Source organism: Herbaspirillum sp. GW822-FHT03A08 (assembly GCF_058801885.1).
Genome location: NZ_JBXANR010000003.1, coordinates 365093 through 381591 on the forward strand (window position 1 = coordinate 365093; position 16499 = coordinate 381591).

At 57.5% G+C, this 16499-nt stretch carries 15 protein-coding genes; 13 read left to right on the forward strand and 2 right to left on the reverse strand.

Features of this window, described 5'->3' with window-relative positions; translation table 11 throughout:
- The 12 genes from ispG (at position 1) to AC1RN6_RS10930 (ending at position 13109) form a co-directional block, all read left to right on the forward strand.
- Entirely contained in the window at positions 1-1269 is a 1269-nt protein-coding gene (gene ispG, locus AC1RN6_RS10875; protein ID WP_493005229.1) for a flavodoxin-dependent (E)-4-hydroxy-3-methylbut-2-enyl-diphosphate synthase, read from the forward strand.
- Positions 1270-1352: 83 nt separating this feature from the next.
- Positions 1353-2699: a histidine--tRNA ligase gene (hisS, locus tag AC1RN6_RS10880; RefSeq protein ID WP_493005230.1), complete on the forward strand. Its 1347-nt coding sequence runs from the start codon at positions 1353-1355 to the stop codon at positions 2697-2699.
- Positions 2700-2715: 16 nt separating this feature from the next.
- Positions 2716-3366: a tetratricopeptide repeat protein gene (locus AC1RN6_RS10885; RefSeq protein ID WP_493005231.1), complete on the forward strand. Its 651-nt coding sequence runs from the start codon at positions 2716-2718 to the stop codon at positions 3364-3366.
- A 54-nt stretch (positions 3367-3420) separates the two neighbouring features.
- Complete coding sequence (gene bamB, locus AC1RN6_RS10890) at positions 3421-4590, forward strand: outer membrane protein assembly factor BamB (protein ID WP_493005232.1); 1170 nt, start codon at positions 3421-3423, stop codon at positions 4588-4590.
- 6 nt (positions 4591-4596) lie between these two features.
- Positions 4597-5937 carry a ribosome biogenesis GTPase Der gene (gene der / locus AC1RN6_RS10895; protein WP_493005233.1) on the forward strand — a complete coding sequence of 447 codons (1341 nt, stop codon included), beginning with the start codon at positions 4597-4599 and terminating at the stop codon, positions 5935-5937.
- Between the two features lie 119 nt (positions 5938-6056).
- Positions 6057-6296, forward strand: coding sequence for an RNA chaperone Hfq (gene hfq / locus AC1RN6_RS10900; RefSeq protein ID WP_007877286.1), 240 nt, complete (start codon positions 6057-6059; stop codon positions 6294-6296).
- Between the two features lie 39 nt (positions 6297-6335).
- Entirely contained in the window at positions 6336-7463 is a 1128-nt protein-coding gene (gene hflX, locus AC1RN6_RS10905) for a GTPase HflX (RefSeq protein WP_493005236.1), read from the forward strand.
- A gap of 119 nt (positions 7464-7582) precedes the next feature.
- Entirely contained in the window at positions 7583-8905 is a 1323-nt protein-coding gene (gene hflK / locus AC1RN6_RS10910) for an FtsH protease activity modulator HflK (RefSeq protein WP_493005238.1), read from the forward strand.
- Complete coding sequence (gene hflC / locus AC1RN6_RS10915; protein ID WP_493005239.1) at positions 8905-9789, forward strand: protease modulator HflC; 885 nt, start codon at positions 8905-8907, stop codon at positions 9787-9789. Before hflK ends, hflC begins: the two co-directional genes overlap by 1 nt.
- A 222-nt stretch (positions 9790-10011) precedes the next feature.
- Positions 10012-11163 carry an ATP phosphoribosyltransferase regulatory subunit gene (locus tag AC1RN6_RS10920; RefSeq protein WP_493005240.1) on the forward strand — a complete coding sequence of 384 codons (1152 nt, stop codon included), beginning with the start codon at positions 10012-10014 and terminating at the stop codon, positions 11161-11163.
- A 3-nt stretch (positions 11164-11166) separates the two neighbouring features.
- Positions 11167-12480 carry an adenylosuccinate synthase gene (locus tag AC1RN6_RS10925; RefSeq protein WP_050477221.1) on the forward strand — a complete coding sequence of 438 codons (1314 nt, stop codon included), beginning with the start codon at positions 11167-11169 and terminating at the stop codon, positions 12478-12480.
- A 92-nt stretch (positions 12481-12572) separates the two neighbouring features.
- Positions 12573-13109 (forward strand): phosphoribosyltransferase, encoded by a 537-nt coding sequence (locus tag AC1RN6_RS10930; RefSeq protein WP_007877294.1) that lies wholly within the window; start codon positions 12573-12575, stop codon positions 13107-13109.
- A gap of 88 nt (positions 13110-13197) precedes the next feature.
- Here the strand turns inward: AC1RN6_RS10930 and AC1RN6_RS10935 are convergent, their stop codons facing one another.
- Both AC1RN6_RS10935 and AC1RN6_RS10940 read right to left on the reverse strand, forming a co-directional pair.
- The gene (locus tag AC1RN6_RS10935; RefSeq protein WP_493005241.1) at positions 13198-14253 is read right to left on the reverse strand and encodes an SDR family oxidoreductase; all 1056 of its coding nucleotides are present in this window, start codon (positions 14251-14253) and stop codon (positions 13198-13200) included.
- Positions 14254-14290: 37 nt separating this feature from the next.
- Positions 14291-15475, reverse strand: a complete 1185-nt coding sequence (locus tag AC1RN6_RS10940; protein WP_493005243.1) for an MFS transporter — start codon at positions 15473-15475, stop codon at positions 14291-14293.
- A gap of 105 nt (positions 15476-15580) precedes the next feature.
- On the opposite strand from AC1RN6_RS10940, the gene AC1RN6_RS10945 reads away from it, so the two are divergent.
- The gene (locus AC1RN6_RS10945) at positions 15581-16462 is read left to right on the forward strand and encodes a LysR substrate-binding domain-containing protein (protein WP_493005244.1); all 882 of its coding nucleotides are present in this window, start codon (positions 15581-15583) and stop codon (positions 16460-16462) included.
- The last annotated feature ends 37 nt before the right edge of the window (positions 16463-16499 follow it).

Genomic DNA, 16499 nt, shown 5'->3' on the forward strand with positions numbered 1-16499 from the left:
ATGTCATCTTCATCTTTTCCGATTGCATCAGGCCCGCTGGCTCGCCGCCAGCGCCGTCGTGCCGTCATCAGCTATGGTGACCGGCAAGTTGTCGTAGGTGGCGGCGCGCCGGTCATGGTGCAGTCGATGACCAATACGGATACCGCCGATGCCATCGGCACCGCGATCCAGATCAAGGATCTTGCGCGCGCGGGGTCGGAAGTGGTGCGTATTACCGTCAATTCACCCGAGGCCGCAGCTGCCGTGCCGGCGATCCGCGAGCAACTGGATCGCATGGGCGTGGATGTGCCGCTGGTCGGCGACTTCCACTACAACGGCCATACGCTGTTAAACGACTATCCCGATTGCGCGCAGGCGCTGTCGAAGTACCGTATAAACCCGGGCAATGTAGGCAAGGGCGCCAAGCGCGACACCCAGTTTGCGCAGATGATCGAAGTCGCCTGCCGCTACGATAAGCCGGTGCGTATCGGCGTCAACTGGGGCAGTCTCGACCAGGCGCTGCTGGCGCGCATCATGGATGAAAATGCCCAGCGCAAAGAGCCTTGGCCGGCACAGGCGGTGATGTACGAAGCGCTTGTGACGTCGGCAATTGAAAATGCCCAGCGTGCCGAAGAACTCGGCATGGACGGCAACAAGATTATTTTGTCCTGCAAGGTTTCAGGCGTGCAGGATCTGATTGCGGTGTATCGCGAACTGGCCCGCCGTTGCGATTATCCTCTGCATTTGGGCTTGACCGAAGCCGGCATGGGCAGCAAAGGTATCGTCGCTTCGACTGCGGCCTTGTCGGTGTTGCTGCAGGAAGGCATCGGCGACACCATCCGTATTTCGCTGACGCCGGAACCGGGCGGCGACCGTACCCGTGAAGTCATCGTCGGTCAGGAAATTCTGCAGACCATGGGCTTGCGCAAGTTCACGCCGATGGTGATTGCTTGTCCCGGCTGCGGTCGGACGACATCGACGGTGTTTCAGGATCTGGCAGACAAGATCCAGACCTATCTGCGCGAGCAGATGCCGGTCTGGAAGGGCGTCTATCCCGGCGTCGAAAGCATGAACGTCGCCGTCATGGGTTGTATTGTCAACGGTCCAGGTGAATCCAAGCATGCAAACATCGGCATCAGTTTGCCGGGGACCGGCGAGTCGCCTGCGGCGCCAGTTTTCATCGATGGCGAGAAGCGCATGACGCTGCGCGGCGAGCGTATTGCAGAAGAATTCCAGTCCATCGTTCTGGAATACGTGCAATCGCATTACAGCAAACAATCCGCGGCCTGAGGTCGCACTGATCGTTGGTATCCCGGGCAAGCCTGTGTTAAAGCTCTTCCGTTGCCGGCGACATAACCTTACTGAATACAAGCATGTCTGAAAACAAGAAAATCGAAAAAATCGTCGGCGTCAAAGGAATGAACGACATTCTTCCTGCCGATGCGCCGTTGTGGGAACTGTTTGAGAACACCGTGCATTCGGTGCTGAAGAGCTACGGCTTCCAGCAAATTCGTACGCCTATCGTTGAACCGACCGCCTTGTTCTCGCGCGGTCTGGGTGAAGTCACCGACATCGTTGAGAAGGAAATGTATTCCTTCACAGATTCGTTGAATGGCGACAACCTGACATTGCGTCCGGAAAGTACTGCCAGTGTGGTGCGCGCGGCGCTTGAGCACAACCTGACTTATGACGGCCCCAAGCGTCTGTGGTACACAGGGCCAATGTTTCGCCACGAAAAGCCGCAACGTGGGCGTTATCGCCAGTTTCATCAGGTTGGCGCCGAAGCGCTGGGTTTTACCGGCCCGGATATCGACGCCGAGCTGATCATGATGTGCCAGCGCCTGTGGGACGATCTTGGTCTGGAAGACATCCGCCTCGAACTCAATTCCATCGGCAACGCCGAGGAGCGCAATAAGCATCGCACCGATCTGATTGCGTATTTCGAACAGCACAAAGAGCTGCTCGATACGGACGCGCAACGCCGGTTGCACTCGAACCCGCTGCGCATTCTGGATACTAAGAATCCAACGATGCAAGACATGGTCAATGCGGCGCCCAAGTTGCTGGATTATCTGGGTGAAGAGTCGCGCGCGCATTTCGAAGGCGTGCAAAAGATTCTGAACCATAACAACATTCCGTTCACCATCAATCCGCGCCTGGTGCGCGGCATGGATTATTACAACCGCACCGTGTTCGAATGGGTGACTGACCAGCTCGGCTCGCAAGGTACCGTTTGCGGCGGCGGTCGTTACGATCCGCTGATCGAAATGTTCGGCGGCAAGCCCACTCCGGCCTGCGGTTTTGCCATGGGTGTCGAGCGTCTGCTGGAGCTGATGAAAGCCAGCGGAGAGCAGTATGCACCGAACCAATGCGACGTCTATCTGGTCCATCAGGGCGAGGCAGCGCAATTGCAATCCTTTGTAATGGCGGAAAGATTGCGCGGTGCCGGGCTGGATGTTGTGCTACATTGCGCATCGGCGAGCGCCGGTGGCAGCTTCAAGTCGCAAATGAAGAAGGCCGATGCCAGCGGCGCGGCGTTTGCAGTCATCATCGGCGAAGATGAAATGGCAAATGCAACGGCAACGGTCAAGAGCTTGCGCGCGGAAGAAGGCGAAAGCCAGCAGGTCACGATTCCATTCGACGGCGTGCCCGACTATGTGGTGGACCAGATTGTCGGCGACCACGACCATGATCACGACCACGTTCATTATCACCCTTAATTTTTAGACATATTTCATGGCATACGATCTCGAAGAACAAGAACAGTTGGCTTCCATCAAGGCTTGGTGGAGCAAGTACGGCAATCTTCTGACCTGGGTATTGATCATCGCATTGGCAGCTTATGCAGCCTGGAGCGGCTGGAATATTTATCAGAACAAGCAATCCCAGCAAGCGTCGCAGCTTTACGATGAGCAGCAACGCGCCGTCGAAGCCAAGGATAACGCCAAGGTGTTGCGCGCAGCAACCGATATGCAGGACAAATTCAGCGGTACTGCTTACGCGCAGATGAGCGCGCTGGTGTCCGCCAAGGTTGCGTTTGACGCCAATGACACTGAAACAGCCAAGAAGCAATTGCAATGGGTGATCGATCACGGTCGCGATGCAGAGTACAAGGCGATTGCTTCGATTCGCCTGGCGGGTGTACTGCTTGACGCCAAGGCATACGACGACGCGCTCAAGCTGCTGGCCGGTGATTTCCCTGCGCAGTTTGCCGGCGCAGTCGCTGACCGCAAGGGTGACATTCTGGTGGCGCAAGACAAGCGTGATGATGCCCGTGCCGCATATCAGCTGGCGCTGGACAAAACCGACCAGCGCAGCCCGGGCCGTCAATTGATTCAATTGAAACTCGACGCTATCGGCGGCGCCCCAGTCAAGGCTGCGGCCTGATCATTGCGATAACCGCACTCCAACATCGTGAAATTCGGTAAGAGGAAAAACAATATGCGTCGTGAGTCACAAGTCGTTTCCATGCGTGCAGGTTCGTTGGCTGTCAAACTGAGCGCATTGGCTGCAGTTGCTCTGTTGTCGGGCTGCTCGCTGTTTTCCAGCAAGAAGGAAGTGAACCCGCCGGCAGCACTCGTTGAGTTCAAGCAAACCTTGCGCACCAAGACCGTCTGGACTGCTTCGGTGGGCAAGGCAGGCAATTTCGTGTTCAGCCCGGTTTATGCTGCTGACAGCGTTTTTGCTGCTGGTGCCGATGGCACGGTCACACGCCTGAATGCGGCGACTGGCCAGTCCATGTGGCGCATCAGCGCCGGTTCGCTGACCGCCGGTGTCGGCAGCGACGGAACCACGGTTGCTGTGGTCGGTGAGAAGGGCGTTGTTCAGGCTTTTGACGCCAGCGGCAAGTCGCTGTGGAAGGCTTCGGCGCCAACTGAGGTGTTGTCTGCACCCGCAGTCGGCTATGGTTTGGTAGTGGTGCGTAGTATCGATAACCGCATCACTGCCTTCGATGCGGAAAGTGGTGCTCGTCGCTGGAGTATCCTGCGTCCGCTGCCGTCGCTGACCCTGCGTACTGCGCCGGGTATTGTGCTTGACTCGCAGAGCGCCTACGTCGCCTTGCCGGGCGGTCGTTTGTCCGCACTGGCATTGAATAACGGTGGTCCGCGATGGGAAGTCGCGGTCGGCGATCCGCGCGGTACGACGGAGCTCGAGCGCATTGCCGATGTGTCCGGCGTGCCTGCTCTGGGCGTCCGTGACGTGTGCGCCGTGGCGTATCAAGGCCGTATTGGCTGCTTCGATGTCGGCAATGGCAACGTGCGCTGGGGCAAGGAATTCTCGAGCGACTCCGGTGTGACGCTGGATGACCGTTACGTTTTCTCCGCGGATGACAAGGGTGGTGTCACCGAATTTGCGCGCGATACGGGCGCATCCATGTGGCACAACACCAAATTGTCTTATCGCCGTCTGTCCGCGCCGATTGCTGTTGGCAAAGCGGTCGCAGTGGGCGATTATCAGGGTTACATCCATTTCTTGTCGCTTGACGATGGTTCTTTCGTCGCCCGTACAAGCACTGACGGCAGCCCGATTCAAGTGACGCCGATTGCCGCTGGGCAAAACGTCGTTTTTCAAACTCAAGCAGGAACACTGGTCGCCTTGGCGGCAGAATAATATTTAATGAAGCCGGTTATTGCACTTGTTGGTCGTCCCAATGTCGGTAAGTCGACATTGTTTAATCGGCTCACCCGTTCACGTGATGCGCTGGTCGCAGACTTGCCCGGGTTGACCCGGGATCGTCACTACGGCGAAGGCCGGGTCGGCGAACGCCCCTTTTTGGTGATTGATACCGGCGGTTTCGAGCCGGTCGCCAAAGAGGGCATCATGTATGAAATGGCCAAACAGACCAAGCAAGCAGTGGTCGAGGCCGATGTTGTGATCTTTATCGTCGATGGTCGCCAGGGGCTGACCCCGCACGACAAAACCATCACTGATTTCCTGCGCAAGTCCGGTCGCTCGGTCATGCTGGTGGTCAATAAAGCCGAGGGCATGAAGTACACCTCGGTGACCGCCGATTTCTATGAGCTTGGTCTTGGCGATCCTTACGTTATCTCTGCAGCGCATGGCGACGGCGTCGCCGATCTGGTCGATGAGGCATTGGATATCGCCGTTGCCCAGCGCCCTGATCTCGGTGAAGAAGTCGATGTCGCACGCGGCATCAAAATCGCCATCGTCGGTCGTCCGAACGTCGGTAAGTCGACGCTGGTCAATACCTTGCTCGGCGAAGAACGCGTCATCGCATTCGACATGCCGGGCACCACGCGCGACTCGATCGAAATTCCATTTGAGCGCGACGGCAAGCAATATACGCTGATCGACACGGCGGGTATCCGTCGCCGCGGTAAAGTATTCGAAGCGATTGAGAAATTTTCCGTCGTGAAGACACTGCAATCGATCTCGGAAACCAACGTCGTCTTGCTGCTGCTCGATGCGCAACAGGATATCTCCGAGCAGGATGCCCATATCGCCGGTTTCGTGTTGGAGTCGGGGCGCGCGCTGGTAGTTGGCGTCAACAAGTGGGACGGTCTGCAAAGCGATCGCCGCGACGAGATCAAGATGGATCTGGAGCGCAAGCTCAGTTTCCTGTCGTTTGCTAAATTCCATTTCATCTCGGCACTGAAGTCGACCGGTATCGGTCCGCTGATGAAATCCATCGATTCAGCCTACGCTGCAGCGATGTCCAACCTCACCACGCCGAAGCTTACGCGTGCACTGATTGAAGCGGTCGAACATCAGCAACCGCGCCGCAAGGGATCGATCCGTCCGAAACTGCGCTACGCGCATCAGGGCGGTATGAATCCCCCGGTCGTGGTGATCCACGGCAATGCGCTTGAAGGCGTGGATGAGAGCTACAAACGTTATCTCGAAAAACATTTTCGTGAAACTTTCTCGCTGGTTGGCACTCCACTCCGTATCGAGTTCCGCTCGAGCAAGAATCCTTTCATTCGCCAAGATAAATAGTCACGAATCTTGGCGGTAGGTAGGAAATCGTTTACATTCATAACGCATAGATTGGTAAAGCACTTGAAATTTTGTCAGGTGCCTCCAAATCCTAATCACAACAACACAGTGGAGCTGCCATGAGCAACAAAGGGCAATTGTTACAAGACCCATTTCTTAACGCCTTAAGAAAAGAACACGTCCCCGTTTCCATCTATTTGGTAAACGGCATCAAACTGCAAGGTCACGTGGAGTCGTTCGACCAGTACGTCGTCCTGCTGCGCAACACCGTCACACAAATGGTATACAAACACGCCATTTCCACCGTCGTTCCAGCCCGTGCCGTCAATTTGAGTCTCGATTCGGCAGAATCGGAATAATGGCTTATTCAGCCGGCTTTACGCCGTGTGCATTTTGATATGCGTGCCGCGCTAGTCGGCCTGGATTTCGGCAAGAGCGATTTTGCCGCTAGTCTGGATGAGCTGTTTTTGCTGGCAAAGTCCGCTGGCGCCGAGCCCGTTACCACCATTACGGGCAAGCGCGCCAGTCCGGATGCTGCTTTATTTGTCGGTTCTGGCAAGGCTCAGGAAGTCGCTGACGCCGTCGCCGATCTGCAACTCGACATTGTCATCTTCAATCACGCTTTGTCCCCCGCCCAGCAGCGCAATCTTGAGCGTGTGTTGAAGACGCGCGTGCTCGATCGCACCAGCCTGATTCTCGATATCTTTGCACAACGCGCTAAAAGCCATGAAGGTAAGGTTCAGGTGGAGTTGGCGCAGCTGCAACATCTGGCGACGCGCCTGATTCGCGGCTGGACTCACTTGGAACGGCAAAAGGGTGGTATCGGCCTGCGCGGCCCGGGTGAAACCCAGTTGGAAACTGATCGTCGCTTGCTCGGCGACAGGGTCAAGGCATTGCGCGGGCAGTTGGACAAATTGCATCGTCAGCATGCCACGCAACGCCGCGCGCGCGGTCGCAACGACACATTTTCCGTTTCCCTCGTCGGCTATACGAATGCGGGCAAGTCGACAGTCTTCAACGCCATGGCCAAGGCTGGGGTGTATGCGGCAAATCAGCTGTTTGCAACGCTGGATACGACCTCGCGCCGTGTTTATCTGGGCGAAGTCGGTCATGTCGTGATTTCAGACACAGTCGGCTTCATCCGTGAACTGCCTCACCAATTGGTGGCGGCTTTCCGGGCGACATTGGAAGAAACCATTCACGCCGATCTGCTGCTGCACGTTGTCGATGCGGCAAGCCCGGTCCGGATGGAGCAGATTGAGCAGGTCAACCTGGTACTCAAAGAGATCGGCGCGGATCATATTCCGCAGATTCTGATCTGGAACAAGATCGACGCTGCCGAGCTGGAGCCGGCGGTTGAGTATGACGAGTATGGTAGAATCCACCGGGTTTTTATTAGTGCGAAAACCGGTGCGGGCCTGGATTTGTTGCGGCAAGTAATTGCCGATTCACTCAGGTCTTCGATCGAGGCGCGCAGAGGTGCGCAGTCTCAGGTTGTCGATTCTCAAGATGTGCACGCGCATTAGGTCGCTGCAGTCGTTCGTCGGGCGCTTCAATCGGGCCTGATAAGCCAGATTAAGCAGTTCCCGAAGTTGGCGGGCATTCCCTTTTGATTCAATTTAATAATTAAGCCGGATCGCAACGCATGCTTGTTTCTCTATTCAAAAAACTCGGTTTGAAATTCTCGCTGAACGACCCTCAATGGGGGCGCGGTTCGCAAGACGACAACAACCGTCAAAATCAGAATAACGGCGGTAATGGCAACAAGAAGCCGGAAGACGGGCCTCCGGATCTTGATCAGCTCTGGCGTGACTTCAACCAGCGCGTAAGCCGTTTGTTCGGCAAACGCGGCGGTGGCGGTTCCGACAATGGCGACGGCAATTTCAATCGCGGCGACATCAAGGGCGCAGGCATCGGTGTCGGTGTCATCGCGGTGATCGTTGCCTTCCTCTGGCTGGCGAGCGGATTCTTCATCGTGCAGGAAGGTCAGACCGCAGTCGTCATGACCTTCGGCAAATACAGCCATACCACGCTGCCGGGCTTCAACTGGCGCTGGCCGTATCCGGTGCAAAGCCACGAAATCGTCAACGTCTCGCAAGTGCGTACGGCGGAAATCGGTTATCGCAGCAATGCCAAGAACAAGCAACTCAAAGAAGCGCTGATGCTGACCGATGATGAAAACATCATCGACATTCAGTTCGCAGTGCAATACAAGCTCAAGAACGCCGCCGAGTGGCTGTTCAACAATCGCGACCAGGATGAAACTGTGCGCCAGGTTGCTGAAACTGCGATTCGCGAAATCGTCGGCCGCAGCAAAATGGACTTCGTTCTCTACGAAGGCCGTGAAAAGGTGGCGCTCGATGTCGGTCAACTGATGCAACAGATTCTGGATCGTTACAAGTCCGGCGTGCAGATCACCAATGTCACCATGCAAGGCGTGCAACCGCCGGAACAAGTGCAGGCAGCATTTGATGATGCAGTCAAAGCTGGCCAGGATCGCGAGCGCCAGAAGAATGAAGGCCAGGCTTACGCCAATGACGTGATTCCGAAGGCCAGCGGCGCGGCATCGCGCTTGCTGGAAGAGGCTGAAGCTTACCGTTCGCGCATTGTCGCCAACGCAGAGGGTGACGGCGCGCGCTTTAAGCAGGTTTTGGACGAATACCAGAAAGCGCCGGCGGTGACGCGTGATCGTATGTATCTGGAAACCATGCAGCAGATCTTCACCAACACGACCAAGGTCATGGTAGACGCCAAGAGCGGCAATAATCTGTTGTATCTGCCATTGGACAAACTGATTCAGCAAACCGACAGCGCTAATGCCACCAATGCTGCCAAGCCCGCAACAGCGCCGGCCGCTGCAGGGGCCGCACCAACACTTCCAGGAAGCGATACAGTGTATTCAGTCGATGTTCAGCGTGATTCCCGCAACCGGGATGCACGTGATTCCCGTGATCGCGAGGTGCGCTAATGAGCCGCCTGATCACTAGCGTTATTGCCGTCATCGTTGCCCTGTGGCTGCTGTCTTCGACCATCTTCGTCGTCGAGCAACGCCAGTCGGCAATCGTGTTCGCCCTCGGTGAGGTCAAGCAGGTTGTGACTGAGCCTGGCTTGCATTTCAAGCTGCCGCCGCCGTTCCAGAACGTGATTTACCTCGACAAGCGCATCCAGACCCTGGATACGCCTGACGCCGACCGTTTCATCACGGCTGAGAAGAAAAACGTGCTGGTCGACTCCTTCGTCAAATGGCGTATCGTTGATCCACGTCTGTACTTCATCAGCTTCGGTGGCGATGACCGTCGCGCTCAGGACCGTTTGTCGCAGATCGTCAAAGCCGCCTTGAACGAAGAAATCACCAAGCGCACCGTGCGTGAAGTGATTTCCGGCGAGCGCGGCAAGGTCATGGATGCGATCCAGCGCAAGGTCGCGATCGAAGCCAAGCAGATCGGCGCCGAGATTATCGATGTGCGTCTGCGCCGCGTTGATTATGTCGACCAGATCAATAACTCGGTCTACGACCGCATGAAGTCCGAGCGCGCCCGAGTCGCCAACGAATTGCGTTCCACCGGCGCTGCCGAGTCGGAAAAGATTCGCGCCGATGCCGATCGTCAACGTGTGGTGATTCTGGCGGAAGCATATCGTGACGCTGAAAAGATCCGCGGCGCCGGCGATGCCAAGGCTTCGCAGATTTATGCCCAGGCGTTCGGGCAGAATCCCGAGTTTTACAAGTTCTACCGTAGTCTTGAGGCGTACCGCGCCAGTTTCAAGAACCGGCATGACTTGATGGTGGTGGATCCCAATTCCGAGTTCTTCAAATATTTCAAGGGTGTGGGAGGCATCAGCACCAAGAAATAAGGCAAGACCGAGAGCAAGATCGTAATATGTAGGGTTGGGATGTCGAGGACTGATGCTGCTTGTTGAGGGCATCTTTCCATTTTGTAGCCCGCATATTTGTTTCCCTGATTGAATGCGATTTTTACAAGGCATGCACGTCTTTTGACGTGTGTGCCTTGCCGCGTGTAAGAAGGGCGTTGCTTGAATGCATTGTTAAACACATTTTTCTGATTGATTTGTTTTATGCCGAACTGGCTTCTTCCTGAAAATATCGCCGATGTCTTGCCATCCGAAGCGCGCAAGATTGAGGAATTGCGTCGCCGCATGCTCGACAATTTCCGCCTGTACGGCTACGAAATGGTCATGCCGCCGCTGCTCGAATATCTTGAATCCCTGCTGACAGGCGCAGGACAGGATACTGATCTGCGCACCTTCAAGCTGGTCGACCAGCTGTCGGGGCGTACGCTGGGCGTGCGCGCCGACATGACGACGCAAGTGGCGCGCATCGATGCGCATTTGCTCAATCGCGATTCCGTGACCCGCCTGTGCTACGCCGGCAGTGTGCTGCATACGCGTCCTTCCGGCCTGCATGCGACGCGCGAGCCGTTGCAGATCGGCGCCGAGATCTACGGTCACGCCGGACTGGAAGCCGATGCGGAGATTCAGGAGCTGGCGCTGGCTTCGCTGGCGCTGGCCGGCATCGCAAAAGTCCGTCTGGATTTGTGCCACGTCGGTGTGCTGCGCGCGATCATCGCCAATGATGACAAGGCCAACAAGCAAGCGGCGCAACTGTTCGGTTTGCTGGAAGCCAAGGATATTCCCGGCCTGCAAGTATTGACCAAAGACTATCAGCCCGCCACGCGCGATGCCTTGCTCGCGCTGCCTGGCCTGTATGGCGACAGTGAAGTCATTGAGCGTGCGCGCAAGGCTTTGCCCTCGTTGCCGGGCATCACGCAGGCGCTGGACGAACTGCAAGCGCTGGCGAAACTGGCCGGCGAAGCCAACGTCACCATCGATCTGGCGGATTTGCGCGGTTACCACTATCACAGCGGCGTGATGTTTGCCGCTTATGTGCCGGGCCTGCCCAATGCGGTGGTGCGCGGCGGCCGTTATGACCACGTCGGCGAGGCATTCGGACGTGCACGTCCGGCGACCGGTTTTTCCATGGATTTGCGCGAACTGGCACGTCTGATGCCCGGCGCGGAAAGAAAACGTGCAATTCGCGCGCCATGGGGGACCGAGGCCGGTTTGCGTGAGAAAATAGCGGAATTGCGTCGGGCCGGGGAAATTGTGATTCAGAGCCTCCCCGGACACGAAAACGACCAGGACGAGTTTGATTGCGATCGCGCAGTGGAACTCAGCAATGGAAATTGGATTATCAAAAACTTAGGTTAAGCCATGTTACAGAAAAGCAATGCAAAGAACGTCGTCGTCATTGGTACCCAGTGGGGCGATGAAGGTAAGGGTAAGATCGTCGATTGGCTGACCGATCACGCGCAAGGCGTGGTGCGTTTCCAAGGTGGTCACAATGCAGGCCATACGCTGGTCATCGGCGGCAAGAAGACTGCTCTGCAATTGATTCCGTCGGGCATCATGCGTGCCGGCGTGGCTTGCTATATCGGCAATGGCGTGGTCCTGTCCGTGCCTGATCTGCTGCGTGAAATCGACAAGCTGGAAGCCGCGGGCGTTGAAGTGGCTTCGCGCCTGAAAGTGTCCGAAGCCTGTCCGCTGATCCTCCCTTACCACGTTGCATTGGATGTTGCGCGCGAAGCCGCCCGCGGCGCCGCCAAGATCGGCACCACCGGCAAGGGCATCGGCCCGGCCTACGAAGACAAGGTTGCCCGCCGCGCGATCCGCGTTGCCGATCTGCTCAACGAAAAGCGTTTTGCCGAAAAGCTGCTGGAAAATCTGGACTACCATAATTTTGTCCTGACCCAATACCTGAAGACCCAGCCGGTCGACTTCCAGAAGACCCTGGATGACGCGCTGGCCAACGTGCCGCGCCTGAAGCCGATGGTTGCCGACGTCTCCAACGACCTGCACATCGCCAATCAAAAGGGGGCCAACCTGCTGTTCGAAGGCGCGCAAGGCAGCTTGCTGGACGTCGACCACGGTACTTACCCGTTCGTGACCTCCAGCAACTGCGTGGCCGGTAACGCCGCCGCGGGCGCCGGCGTCGGTCCTGACATGCTGCACTACATCATGGGCATCACCAAGGCTTACACGACCCGTGTCGGCTCCGGCCCGTTCCCGGCAGAACTGCCTACCGACGCCGGCGTCGGCAAGCATCTGGCGTCCGTCGGCCACGAGTTCGGCACCGTGACTGGCCGCGCGCGTCGCTGCGGCTGGTTCGATGCAGCGCTGCTGAAGCGTTCGGTGCAGATCAATGGCGTGTCCGGCATGTGTCTGACCAAGCTCGACGTGCTGGACGGCCTTGAGTCGCTCAAGCTGTGCACCGGCTACACCCTCAACGGCAAGACCGTGGACATCTTCCCGGTCGGCGCTGAAGAAGCCGCCGCCTGCCAGCCGATCTACGAAGAAATGCCGGGCTGGAAAGAATCCACCGTCGGCGTACAATCGCTGGACGGCCTGCCGGCCAATGCACGTGCTTACATCAAGCGCATTGAAGAACTGGTCGGCGTACCTATCGACATGATTTCCACCGGCCCTGACCGCGAAGAAACCATCGTTTTGCGCCATCCGTTCAAGTAATCCAGTAATCCAGCAATTCAGTACGAACGGCGAACAACCTGTTGTTCGCCGTTCTCACAAGAAAAGCAATTCCGTAAGACGAGTACTCAAAAATGAAAATATCCGACGATAAAGACCTGTGGGTCTCCTGGGATGACTACAACCGCAGCATCGAAAAACTGGCCTTGAAAGTCTATGAATCGGGCTGGCAGTTCGATCAGGTGTTGTGTCTGGCGCGTGGCGGCTTGCGTCCCGGCGATGTGTTCTCGCGCATCTTCGACGTGCCGCTGGCGATCCTCTCGACCAGCTCCTACCGCGAAGCGGCCGGCACCATTCGCAGCAGCCTGGACATCGCCAAGTACATCACCATCACCAAGGGCAGCCTGTCGGGCCGCGTCTTGCTGGTGGACGATCTGGTCGATTCCGGCGTGACCCTGCAAAAGGTCCAGATGCACCTCAAGGAACACTATCCGGCCGTGACCGAAATCAAATCGGCCGTGCTGTGGTGGAAGGCGTGTTCCATCGTTGAGCCGGATTATCACCTCGACTATCTGCCGACCAATCCGTGGATTCATCAGCCGTTTGAAGACTACGACGGCCTTGGCCCGCATCAGTTGGCGGCATGGATCAAGAAGGGCGAGTCGAAGTAATTACTTCGCCGTTCTGCAGCAGCAAAGAAAAAGAGCTTACGCATTCACGTAAGCTCTTTTTTTATGTCTTCAGGATTTTGCCACGGCCTCAAGGAATGACTTTGCGTCGGCGGAAATCGTCAAAGATCGCCATGAACATCGCCTCGGTCTCCACATATTCATGAAATCCGAAACGCCGCGCCTTGGAGCCGTCGCCGAACATGTCGTAGTCCCAGGAGAAGACGAAATCGCCGAACTCCCACGACGACAGGTCGGCGAAGCTATGCGGCGACAGATCGTATTTCTCGACGATCTGTTGCCACAGGTCGGCCTTATCGGCCATGACCGAGCTCAGCGACAACGGTAGCGGCGCCACCACCTCCATATCGAAGTAACGCGCAATCTTCGGCCACATCTCGCTCCAGCGGAACAGGTCTCCGTTGCCGATGTTGAAGGCCTGATTACCGCAGCGTGGATCGGTCGCCGCCCACACCGTGGCCTTCGCCAGCAGTCCGGCATCGGTCATCTCCAGCAGTTTGTCATAGGCACCCGGTTTGCCGGGGAAGCGCAACGGCAGACCGAGTTCTTTTGAGACCGATGCATACACCGCAATCGCCAGCGCCAGATTCATCGGATTGCCCAGCGCAAAACCACCGACCACCGCCGGCCGGATGCCGGACCATGTCCACGATTTACCTATCTGGCGCTGCTCCAGACAGGTCTGCTGGTCGAACATGAATTCCGGCGGCATGAAATGCGCATCAGTTTCGCGCGCCGGTGTTTTGAATGGACCGAGATGACCGCCGTACACCTTGTAGCCCTGCATCAGGCTGACATGCTGCAAATTGTTCGCCGCGGCCTCAACGCTTTCCAGCGTATTCACCAGCATGGCAAGATTCGGCGCTACCAGCCCGGCCCAGGTCGGGCGATGCTGATAGGCAGCATAGAAGATGTGCGTGACTTGCGTCAGGCCGCCCAATTTGGCGCGGGCGTCGGCTGCGTCGAGCAGATCGACGGCGATGTGCTGCACACGTTCGTCCGACTCGCCCCCGCGGCGCGACAGGCCGATGATGTTCCAGTCTTCCAGGCCGCGCAGATGATCGATCAGATTGCGGCCGATGACGCCTTGGGCGCCGACTACCAGAGCTACTTTTTGAGTGTTCATGGCGGATACCCGGATCAGGTTTTCGTATGGAGGGTGCTTAGCAAACGTCGTTGGCCGCCTTCAGCGAGACCGCCGGGACGGCTTTGCGGTCCAGCTTCCAGCTGATCAGCGCCACCACCAGTCCGCCTGCGGTGATCAACGCTGCGACCAGCGACACCGAATGCAAGCCGGGACCGTGATCGATGGTGACACCGCCCAGCCATGCTCCCAAAGCGTTGCCCAGATTGAAGGCTGCGATGTTGACCGACGACGCCAGGTTCGGCGCGCCGGTAGCCTTCTCAAGCACCCGCATTTGCAGTGGCGGCACGGTCGCGAAGGCGGCGGCGCCGAGCAGGCCAACGGTGATCACGGCAGCGAGCTTGTAATGGCTGGTGAAGGAGAACAGCACCAATACGCCGGCCAGTAACACCAGACTTATCACGAGCGTCGGCATCAGATACTTGTCGGCAAATTTGCCGCCCAGCAGATTACCACCTACCAGGCCGACGCCGAACAGCAACAGGATCGGCGATACAGCGCCAGGCTGGAAGCCGGTGATGTCGGTCAGGATGGGGGCGATGTAGGTGAATGCGGCAAACACGCCACCGAAGCCCAGCACGGTCATCAGCAGGCCGAGCAACACTTGCGGACGACCCAGCACACGCAGTTCGCTGCTGAAATCGGCATCCTGCTTGTCATCCGAACGCGGCACCAGATACGCAGTTGCCAGCAAGGCCACAACACCGATGGCGCTGACCGCCCAGAAGGTCGAACGCCAGCCGTAAGCTTGGCCCAGCCAGGTGCCGAAAGGCACGCCGAGCACGTTAGCCACGGTCAAACCGGTGAACATCAGTGCAATAGCGGAAGCCTGCTTTTCCTTGGCGACCAGACCGGTGGCGACCACCGAGCCGACACCGAAGAAGGCGCCATGCGAGAACGAAGCAATGATGCGCGAAATCATGAGCGTGGCGTAGTCCGGCGCAATCGCACAGCCGACGTTACCGATGACGAACAGCACCATCAGGCTGACCAGCAAGGTTTTACGCGGCAATTTTCCGGTGGTGGCGGTGACCAGCGGGGCGCCGACGAACACGCCCAGCGCGTAGCCCGTGACCAGCAGGCCGGCCGAAGACAAGGTCGTGCCCAGATTGGCGGCGACCTCGGGCAACAGGCCCATGATGACAAATTCGGTGGTTCCTATCGCAAATGCGCTGATGGCCAGCGCCCATAAAGCAATCGGCATGATTCAACTCCTAGTAGTAGTTTGTTTGACGTGTGCCATTGTGACGGCTATCTTTGTTGAGAAAAATACCGTTAAAATCAAAAAATATTTGAATTGGAGTCAACAATGACCATGCAATCGGACGAAATGCGCATTTTCATCGCCGTTGTCGAGGCCGGCAGTCTGAGCGCAGCGGCAGAAGTGCTGGAACAGACGACATCGGGCATCAGCCGAGCGCTGACGCGATTGGAAGAGAAGCTTGGCACCAGCCTGCTGACGCGCACGACGCGGCGCATGGAGCTGACGGAAGAGGGGCAGGTATTCCTGGCGCAGGCGCGCGACATCATCGCCGCCATGGAGCGCGCCGAAGAGTCGATCCGCATCCGCAGCCAGAAGCCGGTCGGCAAGCTGCGCGTGGATGCCTCGGCACCGTTCATGCTGCACTGTATCGTGCCGCACGTCGCAGCCTTTCGCGAAGCCTACCCCGACATCGAGCTCGATCTGACGACCAATGACCGTTTCATCGATCTGGTGGAGCAGCGCACCGACATTGCGATTCGCATCGGCGAGTTGCAGGACTCGACCTTGCACGCCAAGCCGCTGACCTCGGCGCGGTTGCAACTGCTGGCCAGCCCGGAATATCTGCGCCGCCACGGCACGCCCAAGACGGTCAAGGACCTCGACAATCACCAGTTGATCGGTTTCACGCAGCCGGAAGGATTGAACCACTGGCCGCTGCAGCACGAAGACGGTGACCGCTATCCGATCAAGCCCGCATTCCGCGCTTCCAGCGGCGAGACGATCCGCCATCTGGCGCTCCACGGGCAAGGCATCGCTTGCTTATCCAATTTCATGTCGGATGCCGACGTAGCGGACGGACGCCTGGTGCGCGTGCTGGAAAAATCACACACGGCATTTCGTCAGAAGATTCATGCTGTGTATTATCGGAATACGCAAATTTCGAGACGCATCAGCTGCTTTCTCGATTTTTTGCAGTGCAAGCTATGAGTCCGGTCTGCAACGCAGAACCAACCGAGTCGCAATC